The following is a 15,084-nucleotide window of genomic DNA, read 5'->3' as shown; positions in this document are numbered from 1 at the left end:
TCTCAAGAGGAGGTGGAGGCGCTGGTGAAAGGGGATATCTACTGGGCGCAGGGCATCTGGACCCAGGTGGAGATCTACCCCTGGACCGATGCCGTTCCTTTCCCGAGCCCCTGACGGCGGCCGTCTGTTCCGGTTGGCTTCAGCCGTCCCCGCTGGCCATGGCCTGACCCGCAATGCCGCTCCATTGCACCGCCTTGCGCTGGTCCCGGCGCCAACTGTGGAACAGCCTTTCCTCACTGAAGGTGCAATAGGGGCAGGTGTGAATGGCAGTAGCCGGAACGCCCGAATCCTGGAGTTGCAAGGCAGCCGCGCCGCGAATATCCAGGTGGTCCCGCAAGGGTTGGCCGCTGTGCCGGGGATCCGGCTTCAAATTGCCAGTGGCCAGGAGGCGTTGCAAGCCGTCCCCATGGAGCGGGGCAGCCACCCTGCTGCCCACGGAGCGCTCCACCTGATAGCAGGGGCCGGAAACGGCCGGACCCAGGGCCACCTGCAAGGCGGCAGGCTCCACCCCCTGCGCCATGAGCCGCTCCACAGCCGCGGATAGCACCCCGGCAGCCAGACTGCGCCAGCCCCCATGGCAAGCCGCCACATGGCCTGTGCCGGGATCCGCCATCAGCACCGGTGTGCAATCCGCTCCACACACCCAGAGGCTCTGGCCTCCTGCGGTGCTGATGAGCCCATCCGCCTCCGGCCAGGAGGGAGCCACCGCGTCATGGGCTGCCGCCACCACGCCGCCATGAACCTGACGCAGGCGATGAACCGTGAGGCCGGGACTCAGGTAGCCCGCCAACTCCGCCGGTCCCCGTCCCCCCCAATGGCGGCTAAAGAACCCATGGGCAAAGCCTTGCAGGGCATCGCATTGCAAGATGTAGCCCCCGTAACAGCCCACCCAGGTCCAACCATTGAGGGTGTTGAAGGTGGAGTCCGGCCAGTCTGCAAAAGGGGCAGCGGGGGGATCGGCCATCAGGGCAGGATCTGATCACGAAGCAGCCAGAAGCCGGCAAAGCGCCGGGTTCGGCTGGTGTTTTGCACAGACAGAAACTGTAGACCGGCCGTGGATTGACAGGACTCCGCAAACGTTTCCGCAGCCGCCTGGGCCTCGCCTGGGTCCAGGCGGCCGAGGAGCCAGCGTTGATCCAGCCCCGCCTCCAGCAGCAGGCAGTTGTCGCTGACGGTGAATTTCAGGGGCTCCAGCCCGGCGACCCAGCCCGCCACAGCCAGGGCCCGATCTCCCGCAAAGAGACGCACGCCGGGGATGGCTGCATCAGAGGCAATCCGGGCAGGCACAGGAACGAGACCCGAAAAGTCCACCGGCCAATCCCCAGCCTCCCTCAGGCTGGCCAAGGGCAGGGACGCCCATTCCCAGGCATCGCCCCTGGCGGCATCGGGCAGGGGCTTGGCCGGGGCGGGCGCTGTTGGCATGGGAGCAGCCCGTGGTCCGGCCAGATAGCCCTCCTGCCGGGGATAGACCGTCCGCTGCCGTTCCTGGAGCCAGTCAATCAAGGCGTAGCAACGGCGGCTCGGCGCCACCGCCAGGCCAAGGGGTTCGGCGGCCCGCTGCACCATGGAAACCATGGCCTGGCGCCAACATCGCAACCGCTGGGGGCGGCCGTATCCGCCCGCCGCCGCCGCGTCCAGCGCCAGCGCCAGCGCCTCCCCCAGCCAGAGGGAGTTCACCTGATCCGCCGGGCAGTCCTTGCAGAATTGAAACCCCTTGTCCGGTGGGGTTTCCACAGTTGGCGTGTCACACACCAGCAGCTCCCAGCGTTTGCGGCCGTCCGGGTCCAGCAGCGGACGGCTATAGAAATCCACCTCCCAGTCGCTCATGCGCTGCTGTCGTCTCCAGGCAATGGCGTTCCGGGGCGCTTGGGGGGCGCCAGAACAGCGGGTGCAGGGGGGGTGGGGCCGGGGGCCGGTGGGGAGACCGCCGTGTCCTGGCGGGAATTGACAACGGGTGCAGGGGTTGGGGAGGCGGGATCAGGATCCGGTGGCTCCCGGTCCTGCCGCCGCTCCTGAAACAGAACGGCCCGGGCCCGCTCGGCCCGTTGCTCCGCCTGGGCCATGACATCCGCTTTGGCCATCAGCATTTCACCGGGAAGGTTTTCCAGCAGGGCGGTGTTGAGGGCGATGCGGCCACGGGCGGCGTCAACGTCCGTCACCAGGGCGGAAACGGTCTCTCCCACCGTGAATGCCTCCCGCAGTTGGCCCACATGGCTGGCGCTGATGCAGCGCTGGTGCAGCAGGCCGCTGATCGTCCCCAGGTCCACGAAACAGCCAAACCGCCGCAGGCCGCTGATCCTACCCGTCACCAGATCCCCCACTTTCAGTTCGGCGAAGCACCGGGTACGGGATGCCTGCTTCTCCGAGAGCACCAGCTTGGATGCCCCGGGATTCACCTCCAGAACGGTAACCCCGACGGTTTTGCCCACCAGTGCGCTGTGGTTATCCCCATCCACAAGCTGGGAGCGGGGAATAAAGCCCCGCAGGCCCTCCACATGGCAGGTGCAGCCGCCACGATTAAACCCGGTGATCAGGGTTTGCACCACGGCGGCCTCCTGGGCAAGGCGCGTCACGGTTGCCCAGCTTTCCCGCACCATGATGGCCCGACAACTGACGGTGACCATGCCTTCGGCATTCTGCTCACCCGTTACCAGCACCTTCAGTTGCTTCCCTTGGGGGAACTGCTCCACCACGTCGACGACGCCCCCCAAGCCACACTCCTGCCTGGGCAGCCAGCCGGGGGCCTTGCCGCCGATGTCCACATAAACGCCGTCACTTTCGTGGCCGATCACGGTTCCACGGACCTCCTCCCCTTTGGCGCCAATGCTGGCGCTGCCCTCCAGAGCCGACTGGAAGGCCGCTTCATCAAAGTCAACGTCATCCACGCTGCGGGGCGTGAAGGACGGCAGGGATTCCGCTACCGGCGCCGGTTCCGGGGACGGGCCAGGATCGGCGGACGGCGGACTTTCCGTCGGGGGTGGATCGTCCGTAACCCCCCGCACCGCCTCGGGTTTGTTGATCCTGAGGATGGAGAGACGGACATTGTTGTCCGTGGGGGGTTTGACGTCTTTGGCTTTCATCGAAGCGGAGTTGGCTGTGGGCATTATGGACTGATTGCCCCGGATCGTTACCCCTCCCATGACGCCTGAGCAGCACCGAGGCCTGCACCACCTCAGTTGGCCGGAGGCGAAGCGGGCCGCTGCCCGTGACAGCAGCACCGTCGTGGTGCCCTGGGGCAGCCTGGAGCAGCATGGTCCCCACCTGCCGTTGGGGACCGACGGCTTGTTTGCGGAGCAGGTGCTCCTCCAGGTGCTGCAGGCCCTGCCTGCCCAGCTTCCCATCTGGTCCCTTCCCCTGCAAAGTCTGGGCTTTGCGCCGGAGCACAAGGGCTTCGGGGTCAGCTTCACCCAGCCGGCAGAGGCTCTGCTGGCCCAGGTGGAGGCCATTGCCGAACCGTTGGCCCAGGCGGGCTTCCAGCGGCTGGTGCTCTTCAACGGCCATGGGGGACAGATCAGCCTCCTGGACGCGGCGGCCCGGCAGGTCCACGGCCGCCACCCCCAACTGGGGCTCCATGCCTGGTTTCTCTGGGACGTGGAGGGGGTGATGGACCTGGTCCCGGACCCTGAGCGTGGCGAAGGTCTCCATGCCGGCCTGGCGGAAACCAGCCTGATGCTCCACGTGGCGCCGGAACTGGTGCAGCTTCAGCACGCCGTTGCCGAACCACCGCCCACACCGCCGCCCGGCCTCACCCTGGAAGGGCGCTGCCCCAGCGCCTGGACCACAGGGGCGCTGAGCCGCTCAGGGACTGTGGGCGCCCCCCATGGGGCCACTGCATCACTGGGGGCCGCCCTTCATCAAAAGCTGGTGCAGGGGTGGACGGCCACCTTTACCGCACTGCTGCGCAGTTCATGGCCTCCCCGGGGATCCCTGGAATTTTCCGATAGAGTATGAAGCCATCACGGCTCATCGCAATTCATGTCAATTTCCGCCACTGCGCCTAGCCCCACCACACCAGCGGCTGACCTGGTTGCTTCCTTGCCCGACTTCACTTCGGCAGCCTACAAGGACGCCTACAGCCGCATCAACGCCATCGTGATCGAGGGGGAGCACGAGGCCTACGGCAATTACAAGTCCATCACCACCCTGCTGCCGGAGCAAGCCGAGGAGTTGAACCGGTTGGCCCGGATGGAGATGAAGCACATGCGCGGCTTCCAGGCCTGTGGCAGGAACTTGAAGGTGACCCCTGACATGGACTTCGCCAAGGCCTTTTTCGCTCCCCTGCGGAACAACTTCCAGGCGGCTCTGGCGGAAGGCAAGGTGGCCACCTGTCTGTTGATCCAGGCCATCCTGATTGAGGCCTTCTCCATTTCCGCCTATCACATCTACATTCCCGTGGCCGATCCCTTTGCCCGGCGGGTGACCGAAGGGGTGGTGAAGGATGAATACCTCCACCTCAACTACGGCCAGGCGTGGCTCAAGGCCCGTTTCAACGAGGTGAAGGATGAACTCATGGCTGCCAACAGGGCCAACCTTCCCCTGATCAAAACCATGCTTGACGCCGTGGAGACGGATGCCGCCCAACTTCGGATGGCGAAGGAAAACCTGATCGAGGACTTCCTGATCGGCTACCAGGAGGCCCTCAGCGACGTGGGCTTCACCACCCGGGAGATCATCAGGATGAGCGCCCAGGCCCTCGCTTGAGGCTTTGCTTTAGGTTTCCCATGAATGAAAGCCGTACATGTTTGGACTGATCGGTCACTCCACCAGCTTCGCGGTGGCCAGGAAACGGGCGGAAGAGTTGGGCTATATGGAGCACGCCAAGGGGGATCTGGACACTTGGTGCAGCACTCCCCCCCAGTTGCTGGAGACCTTCACCGTGACCAGCCGGACGGGCAAGGAAATCACAGGCGGCTACATCGACTCCTGCTTCCTGCCGGAGATGTTGCCGTCCCGCTTCAAGACTGCAGCCCGCAAGGTGCAGAACGCCATGGCCTATGCCCAGAAAAACGGGTTTCACCGTCACGGCCCTGGGGGGCTTCACCTCCATTATCTTCGAAAACTTCGACCTGGCCCGGTTTCAGAAGGTGCGCTCCATCATGCTGGAATGGGAACGCTTTACCACAGGCAACACCCACACCGCCTGGATCATTTGCCGACAGGTGGAAGAAAACGCACCCCACCTGGGCATTGATCTGAAGAAAGCCGTGGTGGCCGTGGTGGGGGCCACCGGGGACATCGGCAGCGCCGTCTGCCGGTGGCTCAAGCAGCGCACCGGCGTCAAGGATCTGGTGCTGGTGGCCCGTCACCAGGGACGGCTGGAGACGCTCCGGCAGGACTTGGCGGGCGGCAACATCCTGTCTTTGGAAGACGCTCTCCCCGAAGCGGACGTGGTGGTGTGGGTGGCCAGCCTGCCCAAAAACATGGAGATCGACACCGGCACCCTGCGGCGTCCCTGTCTGATGGTGGATGGGGGCTACCCAAAAAATCTGGACACCCGGCTCCAGTCCCCCCACCTCCACGTGCTGAAAGGAGGCATTGTGGAGTTCTGGCGCGATATTGGCTGGCACATGATGCAGATTGCCGAGATGGAGCGCCCCAGCCGTCAGATGTTTGCCTGTTTTGCGGAGGCCATGCTGCTGGAATTCGAGGGCTGGCACACCAACTTCAGTTGGGGCCGCAACAACATCAGCCTGGCGGCCATGGAGAAAATCGGTCAGGCGTCCGTGCGCCATGGCTTCCGGGCCCTGGGCCTCGGCGATCTGGTGACGGCCCCTGTGCCGTCCGCCTCTTGAGCGCCGCCATGGCCAAAGCAAGTCAACACGTGCTGGACTTCGAGCGGCCTCTGGTGGACATAGAGGCCCAGATCCAGCAGATTCGCCTCGACTCGGAAAACAGTGATCTTGATCTGGACGTGAGTCAGCAAGTGGACGAGCTGCAACACCTGGTGGCCAAGCGGCGGCAGGAGATCTACGCCAATCTCACCCCCTCCCAGGTGATCCAGGTGGCCCGCCATCCCCAGCGGCCCAACACCCTCAACTACATCGAAAACCTTTGCGACACCTGGTATGAACTCCATGGGGATCGCTGTGGCAGCGATGATGCCGCCCTGGTGGGGGGCGTTGGCGTCATGGACGGCGTCCCCCTGCTGCTGATGGGCCATCAGAAGGGGCAGGATACCAAGGAAAGAATGGCCCGCAACTTCGGCATGGCATCCCCAGGGGGATACCGCAAGGCCCTGCGACTCATGCGCCATGGGGACCGTTTTCACCTGCCCCTGCTCATGTTCATTGACACCTCCGGGGCCTATGCGGGTCTCAAGGCGGAAGAACAGGGGCAAGGGGAGGCCATTGCGGCCAATCTGCGGGAAATGTTTGCCTTGCGGGTACCCATCATCGGTTGCGTCATCGGCGAGGGTGGCTCAGGGGGCGCCCTGGGCATCGGGGTTGTGGACCACTTGATGATGTTCGAGCACAGCATCTACACCGTGGCCAGCCCCGAAGCCTGCGCCGCCATCCTCTGGCGGGATGCAAAACGGGCTGCCGAAGCTGCCCAGGCGTTGCAGATTACCGCCCGGCAATTGCAGGCGTTGGGACTGGCTGATGAGGTGATCCCTGAACCTGCGGGGGGCAACCATGCCTTCCCCAAGCAGGCGGTGGCTTCCCTGAAGGAGGCTGTTCTCAGACGTCTTGAAGCGTTGCAGGCTCTCGGCACGGAGGAGCTTCTGGAACGGCGCTATGAGAAGTTCCGCCGCATGGGCCGGCTGCTGGAAACAAGCAGCGACGTCGACCCTTAAACTCCCTTAACGATCCTTCCCGGGATCCTCCTTCCCCTTGCGTGCGCATCTCTGGCATCACCCACACCAACCCCACCCTCTTCGCGCCGCTCCGTGCTGATCACGGGCGCCTCCAGAGGCATTGGCGCCGCCACGGCACGCTGCTTTGCAGCCCGGGGCTGGGCATTGCAACTCCTGGCCCGTGACGGTTCCGCCCTGGCTGCCATGGCCGGCGATCTGCGCAGCCAGGGGGCCGTAGTTCATTGGGCCGCGGTGGACTTGAGCGAAGCCGCCGGCGTTTCCGCCGGCGTTGAGACGCTCCTGGCGGCAGGGGGACCGCCCGGGGTGCTGATCAACAATGCCGGGGCCGGCTATACGTCTCCCCTGGCCGCCATGTCCCTTCAGGACTGGCAGTGGCTGGTGCAACTCAACGTCACCAGCGTGCTTCAGGTGACCCGGACGGTGCTGCCGGGTATGCGCCGGGCGGGGGGCGGTTTGGTCATCAATATCAGTAGCCATGCTGCCCACCAGGCCTTCCCGGAGTGGGGAGGGTACGGTATGACCAAGGCTGCCCTGGCGGCATTCAGTCGCTCCCTGGCCCTGGAGGAGGCATCCCAAGACATTCGTGTAACGACCGTCACCCTGGGTGCGGTTAATACGCCCCTATGGGACACCCCAACCGTCCACGCCGACCTGGATCGCCGTGCCATGCTGGATCCAGCAGATGTTGCTCATGCCCTTCTCCAGTTGGCGGAGCAGCCCCTAAGGCAGCGCATTGAGAACCTTACCCTGCTTCCCGCTGCTGGAGCGCTTTGATCATTTTTGAATGATGACTCTTGACGACCTGAAGTCCATGCCGTCCCTGGGGGCGGATTTTCACGTGGCGTCCCACGTTCAGCAGGCTGTCCCCCCCCCGTCGGTGGCGCGGCAAACCAGGACGCTTCCCCATCCACCGCCAGCGGCCGCATTCGTCAACGCCTGCGGGCGGCGGGGGTCTCGTTCTTTGCCAACGACAATATCGCCGCCCATTTGGGCGAGGGAGAGCTTGAGGCCCTGGAAGGGGAGGTGGCCCAACAGGTGCGGGGCCTGCTCAAGGCGTTGGTCATTGACGTGGACAACGACCACAACACCGCGGAAACCGCCGAGCGGGTGGCCAGGATGTACCTCCACGAGGTGTTCAAAGGGCGCTACCACCCCCAGCCCAAGGTGGCTTCTTTCCCCAACGTCAAGGAGCTGGACGAGATTTACACCGTTGGCCCCATTACGGTGCGTTCCGCCTGCTCCCATCACCTGGTCCCCATTCTGGGCCACTGCTGGATTGGCATCCAGCCCGGAGAACGGGTGATCGGCTTGAGCAAGTTCAGCCGCATCGCCGATTGGGTGTTTTCAAGGCCCCATATCCAGGAGGAGGCCGTGATCATCCTGGCCGATGAAATCGAGGCCCTCTGCAAACCCCTGGGGTTGGGCATTGTGCTGAAGGCGCAGCACTACTGCATGAAGTGGCGTGGCGTCAAAGAACCCCAGGCCTCCATGGTGAACAGCGTGGTGCGGGGCAGCTTCCGCACCAGCGCCTCCATGAAGAAGGAGTTCTTCGACCTCATTCGCCAGCAGGAGAGCCTACTCTGAGGCTCACAGGCCTGCGCCCCTCACCGCTGCCACAAAGGCGGCGCAGCGCCCCAGATCCTTCCTCCCCGGGGCAGACTCCAGCCGACTGGATGCATCCACTCCGTCAGGGCGCACCGCCATGGCAGCCAGTTGCCGGAGGGCGGCGGCCACGTTCTCCGGCTCCAGCCCCCCGGCCAGCCACCAGGGACCGGAAAACCGCTGGCCCCGAAACCAGTTCACGGGAAGCTGCCGGCCCGTCCCCCCGGGTTGCCCGGGAACATGGGCGTCAACCAGCCGGGCCGCGGCGCCGTCCTGACGCCGCTGGACTGTCTCCAGGTCCTCGGGGCTGCGAATGCGGTGGGCTTTCCAGACGGGCAACCCCCAATGCCGGCTCAACCGGCGGCAGCGTTCAGGCTGTTCCTGTCCATGAAGCTGGAGAACCGTGGGGCGTTGACGGCCGTCCTGGGCGCCCAGATAGGCATCCAGGTGGGCATCGTCCCCGTCGGCAACCACCAGCACCCGTTCCACGGAACCATCCTGCTCCTGAACAGAGGTCCAAATGGCCTGACTGACAACCGGCGACACCCAACGGGGGGATCCCGCCACGGCAACCACCCCGACAGCTTGCACGCCACAGGCCGCTACGGCCCGGGCCTGCTGCGGCGTAGTGAGCCCGCAAATCTTCACCTGAACCGGAACACTGCCCATGGTTGGGATCTCCCCCATTGCCGAAAGCGCTGCACGTTCGCTGCGCCTTCTTAAGATGATGGAAGGCCAAGGGCTCTCATGGGAAAAGCCTGGACAATCGGCGCCATTTGCGGTGTTCCCCTGCGGGTTCACCCCAGTTGGTTGGTCATCGTTGGTCTGGCCACAGTGTTGTTTCAAGCGCAGTACGGCCAACTGCTGCAGGACCATCAGTTGGCGGTCGCCCCACCCGGGCTCTGGCTGCTGGGTTTTGTGACGGTCCTGCTGCTGTTTGGCTCCGTGCTGCTCCACGAACTGGGCCATTCCCTGATGGCGATCCGCCATGGGGTGAAGGTGCGCAGCATTACTCTTTTTCTCTTCGGTGGCGTGGCCACCATTGAAAAGGAGTGCCGCTCGGCCCTTGCGGCCCTGCAGGTGGCGGCAGCGGGTCCCGCCGTCAGCTTTGCCCTGGCCCTGGTGTTCTTTCTTCTTGCCGGTCTGGCTGAGACGGCCCAGCCCGTTGCCGCCCTGGTCTGCCAGCGGTTGATGATCCTCAACCTGGTGCTGGGGATCTTCAACCTGATGCCGGGACTGCCCCTGGATGGGGGCCTGATCGTGAAGGCCCTGGTGTGGCATTTCAGCGGCAGCCGTCGTCGGGGCATTCAGGTGGCGGCAGCGGCCGGGCTGGCCCTGGCGGTCACGGCCATGGCTCTGGGCCTCTGGTTGGTGCTGATTCCCGGGGTTCCCTCCGGCCTCTGGCTGGTGGTGCTGGGATGGTTCGGCCTGGAGGCCGCCAGCACCCAGTTGCAGGTGTTGCGCCTGCAAGACCAACTGCTGCAACTCCGTGTGCAACAGGTGCAGGGGCGGCGCTACCGGATCCTGAACGCCCAGCTTGATCTTCGGACCGTCAGCCGCCAACTGGCCCGGGAGACCACGGAGATGGGTCCCCAGGACTGGCTCCTGGTGTACGAGGGCCACCGTTGGCTGGGTCGGTTTCAGCCCGAGGCGCTCAAGACGCTGCCGGTACAGTGTTGGCCGCGAGAGAGCGTGAGCCAACAAGTCCAGCCCAGGGAGGAGATCCCCAGCATCAGGGACAACGCCCCCCTCTGGCAGGCTGCCCTGGCCCTGGAACACGCTCCAGAATCCCGCTTGCTGGTGCTCAACGGGGCCGCTCTGCCCAGTGGCACCATCGACCGGGTGGATCTGGTGAAGGCGGTCTGCAGGGGGTTGGGCATTCGCCTTCCCGATCGGTTCCTCAGCCAGATCCAACGCCTTGGCGGTTACCCCCCCGGCCTCCAGTTGGGCCTTGTGGCCAGCACCATGGCAGACAGTGAAGACACGAACTCCTCCGTCAAAACCAAGGGTTGACCCCCGCCCCCCGCTGCACCTGGGGCCGGGTCTCCAGTTGGCGCTTCTGTTGATCTTGGCCCTGCTGGTGCTTCTGCCCCTGCTCTGGCTGGTGAGCACGTCCCTGAAGGGACCCGGCGAGGATATTTTCCGGACGCCCCCCAGCTTCTGCCCCAATCCCCCAGCCTGGCGGCCTACAAACGGTTGTTCCAGGACACCCTGATTCTGCGCTACCTGCTCAACAGCACGGTGGTCAGCGCCGTTGCCGTCCTGGCCAATCTCCTCTTCTGCAGCCTGGCGGCCTTCCCGCTGGCGCGGCTCCGCTTCCCCGGCCGTGGTCCGGTGCTAGCCCTGGTGGTGGCCACCATCCTGATCCCGTTTCAGGTGGTGATGATTCCCCTCTACCTGGTGATGGTGCAACTGGGTCTGCGCAACAGCTATATGGCCCTGATCCTTCCCAATGCCGCCACCGCGTTCGGTGTTTTTCTGCTGCGCCAGAGTTTTCTCGGCATCCCCCGGGAACTGGAGGAGGCCGCCCAACTGGACGGCTGCACCGCCCTGGGACGCTGGTGGAACGTGCTGATTCCCGCCGCCAGGGCCGACCTGATCACCCTGGCGGTATTTGTGTTCATTGGCGCCTGGAGTGACTTCCTCTGGCCCCTCGTCATTCTGGACGACCCACAGCTTTACACCTTGCCCCTGGGCCTGCAGCAACTCTCCAGCAGCTTCTCGCTGGACTGGCGACTGGTGGCGGCCGGCGCTGTGGTCTCGATTCTGCCGGTGCTGGCGCTGTTCACCGTGGTGCAGCGGTTTATCCTGCCCAGCGGCGCCGCCAGTGGCGTGAAGGGGTGAGGCAAGGCCTTAGCGGGTAATGATGTCCTTGGGGACAATGGGATAGGGGATGCGGTGGTGGCGCATCCGCTTCCACACCTTCACAAAGGCGGCCGCCACCAGTTCCAGTTCCGCATGGCTGAGCCCCGATTGGCGCAGTTGTCCATCCCGGATGCGGGAATCCACAATGCGGCATACGGTGGCGTGCGCTTCGTTTTCGGAAACCTCCGGCGGCAGGGAGCGCAGCGCCGCTTCACAACCATCGGCCAGCATCTGAATCCCGGCCTCCCTTGAGCGGGGAGTCGGTCCCCGATAGCGGAAGTCCTTCTCCAGCGCCGTGGAGCTTTTCTTGCGGGCGGCGTGCCAGAAGTACTCCATGCGCATGGTGCCCTGGTGCTCCGGGATGAAGTCGCAAACGGACTGGGGCAGATGGGCCCGACGGGCCATGCGCAGGCCCTCGTCCACGTGGGCTTGCAGCACCTTGGCGCTGGCCCATGGATCGTTCAGGAGTTCATGGGGATTGGGCCCGTCCGCCTGGTTCTCAATGAACCACTGGGGCCGGTGGAGCTTGCCGATGTCGTGATACAGGGAGCCGGTACGCACCAGGTCCACGTCCGCCCCGATGGCCCTGGCCCCCTCTTCCGCCAGACCACAGATCATGAGCGTGTGCTCAAAGGTGCCCGGCGCTTCCCTGGAGAGGCGCCGCAGCAACGGGCGTTGCAAATCAGCCAGTTCCAACAGGCGGCTGCGGCTCACCAGGCCACAGGTATTTTCCAATGCCGGCACCAGGTTAAGGCCCAGAAGCAGAACGCCCCCCATGAGCAAGCCTTCCCCCATGAGTTCCCCGCTGTTCAGGAATCCCGCAGACAACCCCATCTGCTCCCCCACCCGGAATGCGAGCATCTGCAGCACCATCGCCCCCACGGTCAGCAGGGTGGCGGTCTGCAACAGTTGGGCGCGACTCCGCTGACGTCCGGCGATCAGGGCCGCGCCGACCGCAACGGTGAAGGCAACCAGCACCCGGAGCAGGCCGATGTTGTCCATGGGAAAGGGCCAAAGGGCTGAAGCCACGGCCAACCAACCCAGGGCGGCGCCCGCACCGGTCACCTCCGCCAGCAGAAAGGTGGGTGGAACCAGAACCGCCAGTGGGCTGACCGTTGCCCTCAGCCAGAGCTTCACCCCTTGAACCAGGGCCATGGTGAGCAGAAGCACCAACCCGTGCTGTGGCTGCAGCCTGGGATTCCAGCGGCGCGCCACCTGCGCCACCAGCCATGATCCCAGCACCGCTTCTCCAAAGCGCCAGGCCCAATCCCGCAACCGGAGCCGACGGGGCACGAAGTTGAAGTGGTCCAGCAGGTCAAATTGCCGTGAGTTGATCAGCGCCCCACGGCTGACAATCAGGTCCCCTTCCCTGACCTGGATCATCTCGGCGTTCTGATTGAGCAGCTTCTCGGTGAGTTGGCGGGTCTGGCTCGAATCCGGCCGCAGGTTGGTTTGTCCCAGGAGGGAGCGAACCAGCAGTTTGGCGCCCACCTGCTTCTGCGGCTCGGGCAGACCGGACAGTTGCTGCCGGGCTGCACTCCTCAAAGTCTGCTCGGAGACGGACGCCACCAGCCCTTGAGCCAACATGCGCCGTTGGGCATTGAGAACCTCCTGCTCCCAGGCTGCCCGGTCCTCCTCCCGCAATTGTTGCTGATCCTCCAGTTGTTCCCTGGAGAGGTCAATGGGGGGCACCGCCAAGTCGTCTGTCCGCAACCCCCTGAGGCTTTGCTCCAGGGCCTCCTGCAGCAGCAGGTTTTGCTGGCGGTCAATCCCGTGGACCACGGTGCGCAGACCCAGATCGCTGCGCTTGGCGTTCCGGGCAGCCCGATCAACCACCTGGGCAGAGGCCGGCGCCCGATAGTCCTGCTCCGCGATGGCCCCCACAGCCAACACCGGCTCCCGCAACAAGGGCCAGCTTGAGAGAACGCCCACCAGCAATGCCGCCAGAACAACGGCCATCCACCCTGACCAGGGCCATGGCCGCGGCCACGGCCGCGGTTGCTGCATCCGCCAGAAGCGACGCAGCAGAAGGACGAGCCTTAAAAGAATCCTCCTGGGTCGCCCAACCTTGCGGAGGCGATCAAGCCGGCGCACTATAGTTCTATAAATTTTGCATCGGGCATCGGTGCTACAAGTGTAGCCCCGCGCCAGCAGCTTGCTGCATACATTGTGAAGACCATGGCAAGACGTCTCAATGGTCGGGTGCTGGCTGCTCACTACGAGACCAGCCTCAGAACATCCGTTGCCCAGCGCCTGGCCACCGCCGGTTGCCCTCCCGGGTTAGCGGTGGTGCGGGTCGGGGATGATGGGGCCAGTGGGGTCTACGTGGGCAGAAAGGCACAGGCCTGTGGCCGGGTTGGCATCAGGAGCTGGATCATCCACCATCCGGCCACGGCCAGCCAACAGGAGGTGCTGGAGAGCATCTGCCGGCTCAACGCCGATCCCGCCTGTGACGGCATCCTGGTGCAACTGCCCATCCCTGCCCCACTGGATGCCCGCCAGCTTCTCCTGGCGGTGGATCCGGCCAAGGACGTGGATGGGTTGCATCCTCTCAACCTGGGTCGTCTGGTGCGGGGTGAGCCGGGGTTACGCTCCTGCACCCCGGCAGGGATCATGGCCTTGCTGGCCCATGGCGGCGTTGTCCTGGAGGGGATCCGGGCGCTGGTGATCGGCCGCAGCATCCTGGTGGGTCAACCCATGGGGATCATGTTGCAGCAGGCCAATGCCACGGTCACCGTGGCCCATTCCCGCACCCGGAATCTGGCTGATCACTGCCGTCAGGCGGAGTTGCTGGTGGCTGCCGCCGGACAGCCGGGCCTGGTGGGGGGCCACTGGGTGCGGCCCGGGGCTGTGGTGGTGGACGTGGGCATTCACCGCGCGCCACCCCCACAACAAGGGACACGGGCAACCCTGCAGGGAGACGTGCGTTTTGCCGAGGTGGAGCCGCTGGCCAGCCACATCACCCCCGTTCCGGGAGGGGTGGGGCCGATGACCGTCGCCATGCTGCTGTGGAACACCGTGCAGGCCTGGCAGCAGCGTTGCGGCGGCGGGACCGCCCCCCTTGCGCCGCTGCCCCGCTGACGTGTGCCCCGCTGCCGTCGGCTGCTTCCCTGGGGTTGCCCACCTGAGGGACAATAGCTCCCCATGCCGTTTCTGTGGGACGGCTCCATCTCCATGCGCCATGGCCCATCAACAGCCCTTTGAATTGGAGGCCTATCTTCAGGCCGGAAAGGAGCAGGTGGAAGCCGCCCTTGCAGAAGCCGTGACCCTGGAGCAGCCCGCCAGCCTGCGGCAGGCCATGGAGTACTCCCTGTTGGCGGGGGGAAAGCGGTTGCGCCCCGTTCTCTGCCTGGCAAGCTGCGAACTGGCGGGTGGGGATCCCCGGTTGGCTCTGCCCACGGCCTGTGCCCTGGAGATGGTGCATACCATGTCCCTGATCCATGATGACCTGCCGGCCATGGATGATGACGATCTGCGGCGGGGCCGTCCCACCAACCACAAGGTGTTTGGTGAAGCCATGGCGATCCTGGCCGGTGACGCCCTGCTGTGCCAGGCGTTCGAGATGGTGGCGGGGCGCTCCTCCGGTGTGCCGGCCCCGCGGCTGCTGGCGGTCACCACCGCCCTGGCCAGGGCCGCGGGAGCGCCGGGCCTGGTGGGGGGGCAGGTGGTGGATCTGGCCAGTGAAGGGAAGCGGGTCCCTGTGGAAACCCTGGAGTTCATCCATCTCCACAAGACGGCGGCCCTGCTGGAGGTGTCGGTCATCAGCGGCGCCATCATCGCCGGGGCGGCCGAGGCGATGGTGG

At 65.1% G+C, this 15,084-nt stretch carries 13 protein-coding genes and 2 pseudogenes; 10 read left to right on the top strand and 5 right to left on the bottom strand.

The window, feature by feature from the left end:
* Positions 1–139: 139 nt before the first annotated feature.
* The 3 genes from BG35_RS0101600 to BG35_RS09785 are packed head-to-tail and all read right to left on the bottom strand — an operon-like array spanning position 140 to position 3,080.
* Positions 140–964, bottom strand: coding sequence for a purine nucleoside phosphorylase YfiH/LACC1 family protein (locus BG35_RS0101600; protein WP_025781405.1), 825 nt, complete (start codon positions 962–964; stop codon positions 140–142).
* Entirely contained in the window at positions 964–1,827 is an 864-nt protein-coding gene (locus tag BG35_RS0101595; protein WP_025781404.1) for a Tab2 family RNA-binding protein, read from the bottom strand. The genes BG35_RS0101600 and BG35_RS0101595 overlap by 1 nt, the downstream gene beginning before the upstream one ends.
* Entirely contained in the window at positions 1,824–3,080 is a 1,257-nt protein-coding gene (locus BG35_RS09785) for a S1 RNA-binding domain-containing protein (protein WP_025781403.1), read from the bottom strand. Before BG35_RS09785 ends, BG35_RS0101595 begins: the two co-directional genes overlap by 4 nt.
* Positions 3,081–3,138: 58 nt before the next feature.
* Between BG35_RS09785 and BG35_RS0101585 the strand changes: the two genes are divergently transcribed.
* From BG35_RS0101585 to folE, 6 genes and pseudogenes are all read left to right on the top strand, one after another.
* Positions 3,139–3,951 carry a creatininase family protein gene (locus BG35_RS0101585; protein ID WP_025781402.1) on the top strand — a complete coding sequence of 271 codons (813 nt, stop codon included), beginning with the start codon at positions 3,139–3,141 and terminating at the stop codon, positions 3,949–3,951.
* Between the two features lie 24 nt (positions 3,952–3,975).
* Complete coding sequence (locus tag BG35_RS0101580; protein ID WP_025781401.1) at positions 3,976–4,701, top strand: aldehyde oxygenase (deformylating); 726 nt, start codon at positions 3,976–3,978, stop codon at positions 4,699–4,701.
* 37 nt (positions 4,702–4,738) lie between these two features.
* Positions 4,739–5,792: pseudogene (locus BG35_RS09780) on the top strand (long-chain acyl-[acyl-carrier-protein] reductase).
* Positions 5,793–5,800: 8 nt separating this feature from the next.
* Positions 5,801–6,793: an acetyl-CoA carboxylase carboxyltransferase subunit alpha gene (locus BG35_RS0101570; protein WP_025781400.1), complete on the top strand. Its 993-nt coding sequence runs from the start codon at positions 5,801–5,803 to the stop codon at positions 6,791–6,793.
* A gap of 93 nt (positions 6,794–6,886) precedes the next feature.
* The gene (locus tag BG35_RS0101565) at positions 6,887–7,588 is read left to right on the top strand and encodes an SDR family oxidoreductase (protein WP_025781399.1); all 702 of its coding nucleotides are present in this window, start codon (positions 6,887–6,889) and stop codon (positions 7,586–7,588) included.
* A 150-nt stretch (positions 7,589–7,738) separates the two neighbouring features.
* Complete coding sequence (gene folE / locus BG35_RS0101560; protein ID WP_034416463.1) at positions 7,739–8,398, top strand: GTP cyclohydrolase I; 660 nt, start codon at positions 7,739–7,741, stop codon at positions 8,396–8,398.
* A 3-nt stretch (positions 8,399–8,401) separates the two neighbouring features.
* On the opposite strand, the gene BG35_RS0101555 is transcribed toward folE, so the two are convergent.
* Positions 8,402–9,085: a phosphoribosylanthranilate isomerase gene (locus BG35_RS0101555; RefSeq protein ID WP_025781397.1), complete on the bottom strand. Its 684-nt coding sequence runs from the start codon at positions 9,083–9,085 to the stop codon at positions 8,402–8,404.
* Positions 9,086–9,163: 78 nt separating this feature from the next.
* On the opposite strand from BG35_RS0101555, the gene BG35_RS0101550 reads away from it, so the two are divergent.
* Complete coding sequence (locus BG35_RS0101550) at positions 9,164–10,429, top strand: site-2 protease family protein (protein ID WP_025781396.1); 1,266 nt, start codon at positions 9,164–9,166, stop codon at positions 10,427–10,429.
* Between the two features lie 13 nt (positions 10,430–10,442).
* Positions 10,443–11,260 (top strand): annotated as a pseudogene (locus tag BG35_RS09775) (carbohydrate ABC transporter permease).
* 9 nt (positions 11,261–11,269) lie between these two features.
* Here BG35_RS09775 and BG35_RS0101540 read toward each other — a convergent pair.
* Positions 11,270–13,240 carry an HDIG domain-containing metalloprotein gene (locus BG35_RS0101540; protein ID WP_025781395.1) on the bottom strand — a complete coding sequence of 657 codons (1,971 nt, stop codon included), beginning with the start codon at positions 13,238–13,240 and terminating at the stop codon, positions 11,270–11,272.
* 219 nt (positions 13,241–13,459) lie between these two features.
* On the opposite strand from BG35_RS0101540, the gene folD reads away from it, so the two are divergent.
* Both folD and BG35_RS0101530 read left to right on the top strand, forming a co-directional pair.
* A complete protein-coding gene (folD, locus tag BG35_RS0101535) occupies positions 13,460–14,362 on the top strand; it encodes a bifunctional methylenetetrahydrofolate dehydrogenase/methenyltetrahydrofolate cyclohydrolase FolD (RefSeq protein ID WP_025781394.1) in 903 nt (300 codons plus the stop codon).
* Between the two features lie 100 nt (positions 14,363–14,462).
* Positions 14,463–15,084: polyprenyl synthetase family protein (locus BG35_RS0101530; protein WP_025781393.1), on the top strand; the 622-nt coding region annotated here is incomplete at its 3' end.

The organism is Candidatus Synechococcus spongiarum SH4 (assembly GCF_000586015.1).
Classification (GTDB): Bacteria; Cyanobacteriota; Cyanobacteriia; order PCC-6307; family Cyanobiaceae; genus Synechococcus_B; species Synechococcus_B spongiarum_F.
Note: the sequence above shows the minus strand (reverse complement) of the source record. Positions and strands in the feature narration are given on the sequence as shown.

Excerpts from the sequence above, each read along its gene's own strand:
- BG35_RS0101570 (WP_025781400.1), top strand. The coding sequence starts at position 5,801 with ATGGCCAAAGCAAGTCAACACGTGCTGGACTTCGAGCGGCCTCTGGTG.
- BG35_RS0101600 (WP_025781405.1), bottom strand. The coding sequence starts at position 964 with ATGGCCGATCCCCCCGCTGCCCCTTTTGCAGACTGGCCGGACTCCACC.
- BG35_RS0101585 (WP_025781402.1), top strand. The coding sequence starts at position 3,139 with ATGACGCCTGAGCAGCACCGAGGCCTGCACCACCTCAGTTGGCCGGAG.
- BG35_RS0101595 (WP_025781404.1), bottom strand. The coding sequence starts at position 1,827 with ATGAGCGACTGGGAGGTGGATTTCTATAGCCGTCCGCTGCTGGACCCG.
- BG35_RS0101540 (WP_025781395.1), bottom strand. The coding sequence starts at position 13,240 with ATGGCCGTTGTTCTGGCGGCATTGCTGGTGGGCGTTCTCTCAAGCTGG.
- folD (WP_025781394.1), top strand. The coding sequence starts at position 13,460 with ATGGCAAGACGTCTCAATGGTCGGGTGCTGGCTGCTCACTACGAGACC.
- BG35_RS0101580 (WP_025781401.1), top strand. The coding sequence starts at position 3,976 with ATGTCAATTTCCGCCACTGCGCCTAGCCCCACCACACCAGCGGCTGAC.
- BG35_RS09785 (WP_025781403.1), bottom strand. The coding sequence starts at position 3,080 with ATGAAAGCCAAAGACGTCAAACCCCCCACGGACAACAATGTCCGTCTC.
- BG35_RS0101550 (WP_025781396.1), top strand. The coding sequence starts at position 9,164 with ATGGGAAAAGCCTGGACAATCGGCGCCATTTGCGGTGTTCCCCTGCGG.
- BG35_RS0101555 (WP_025781397.1), bottom strand. The coding sequence starts at position 9,085 with ATGGGCAGTGTTCCGGTTCAGGTGAAGATTTGCGGGCTCACTACGCCG.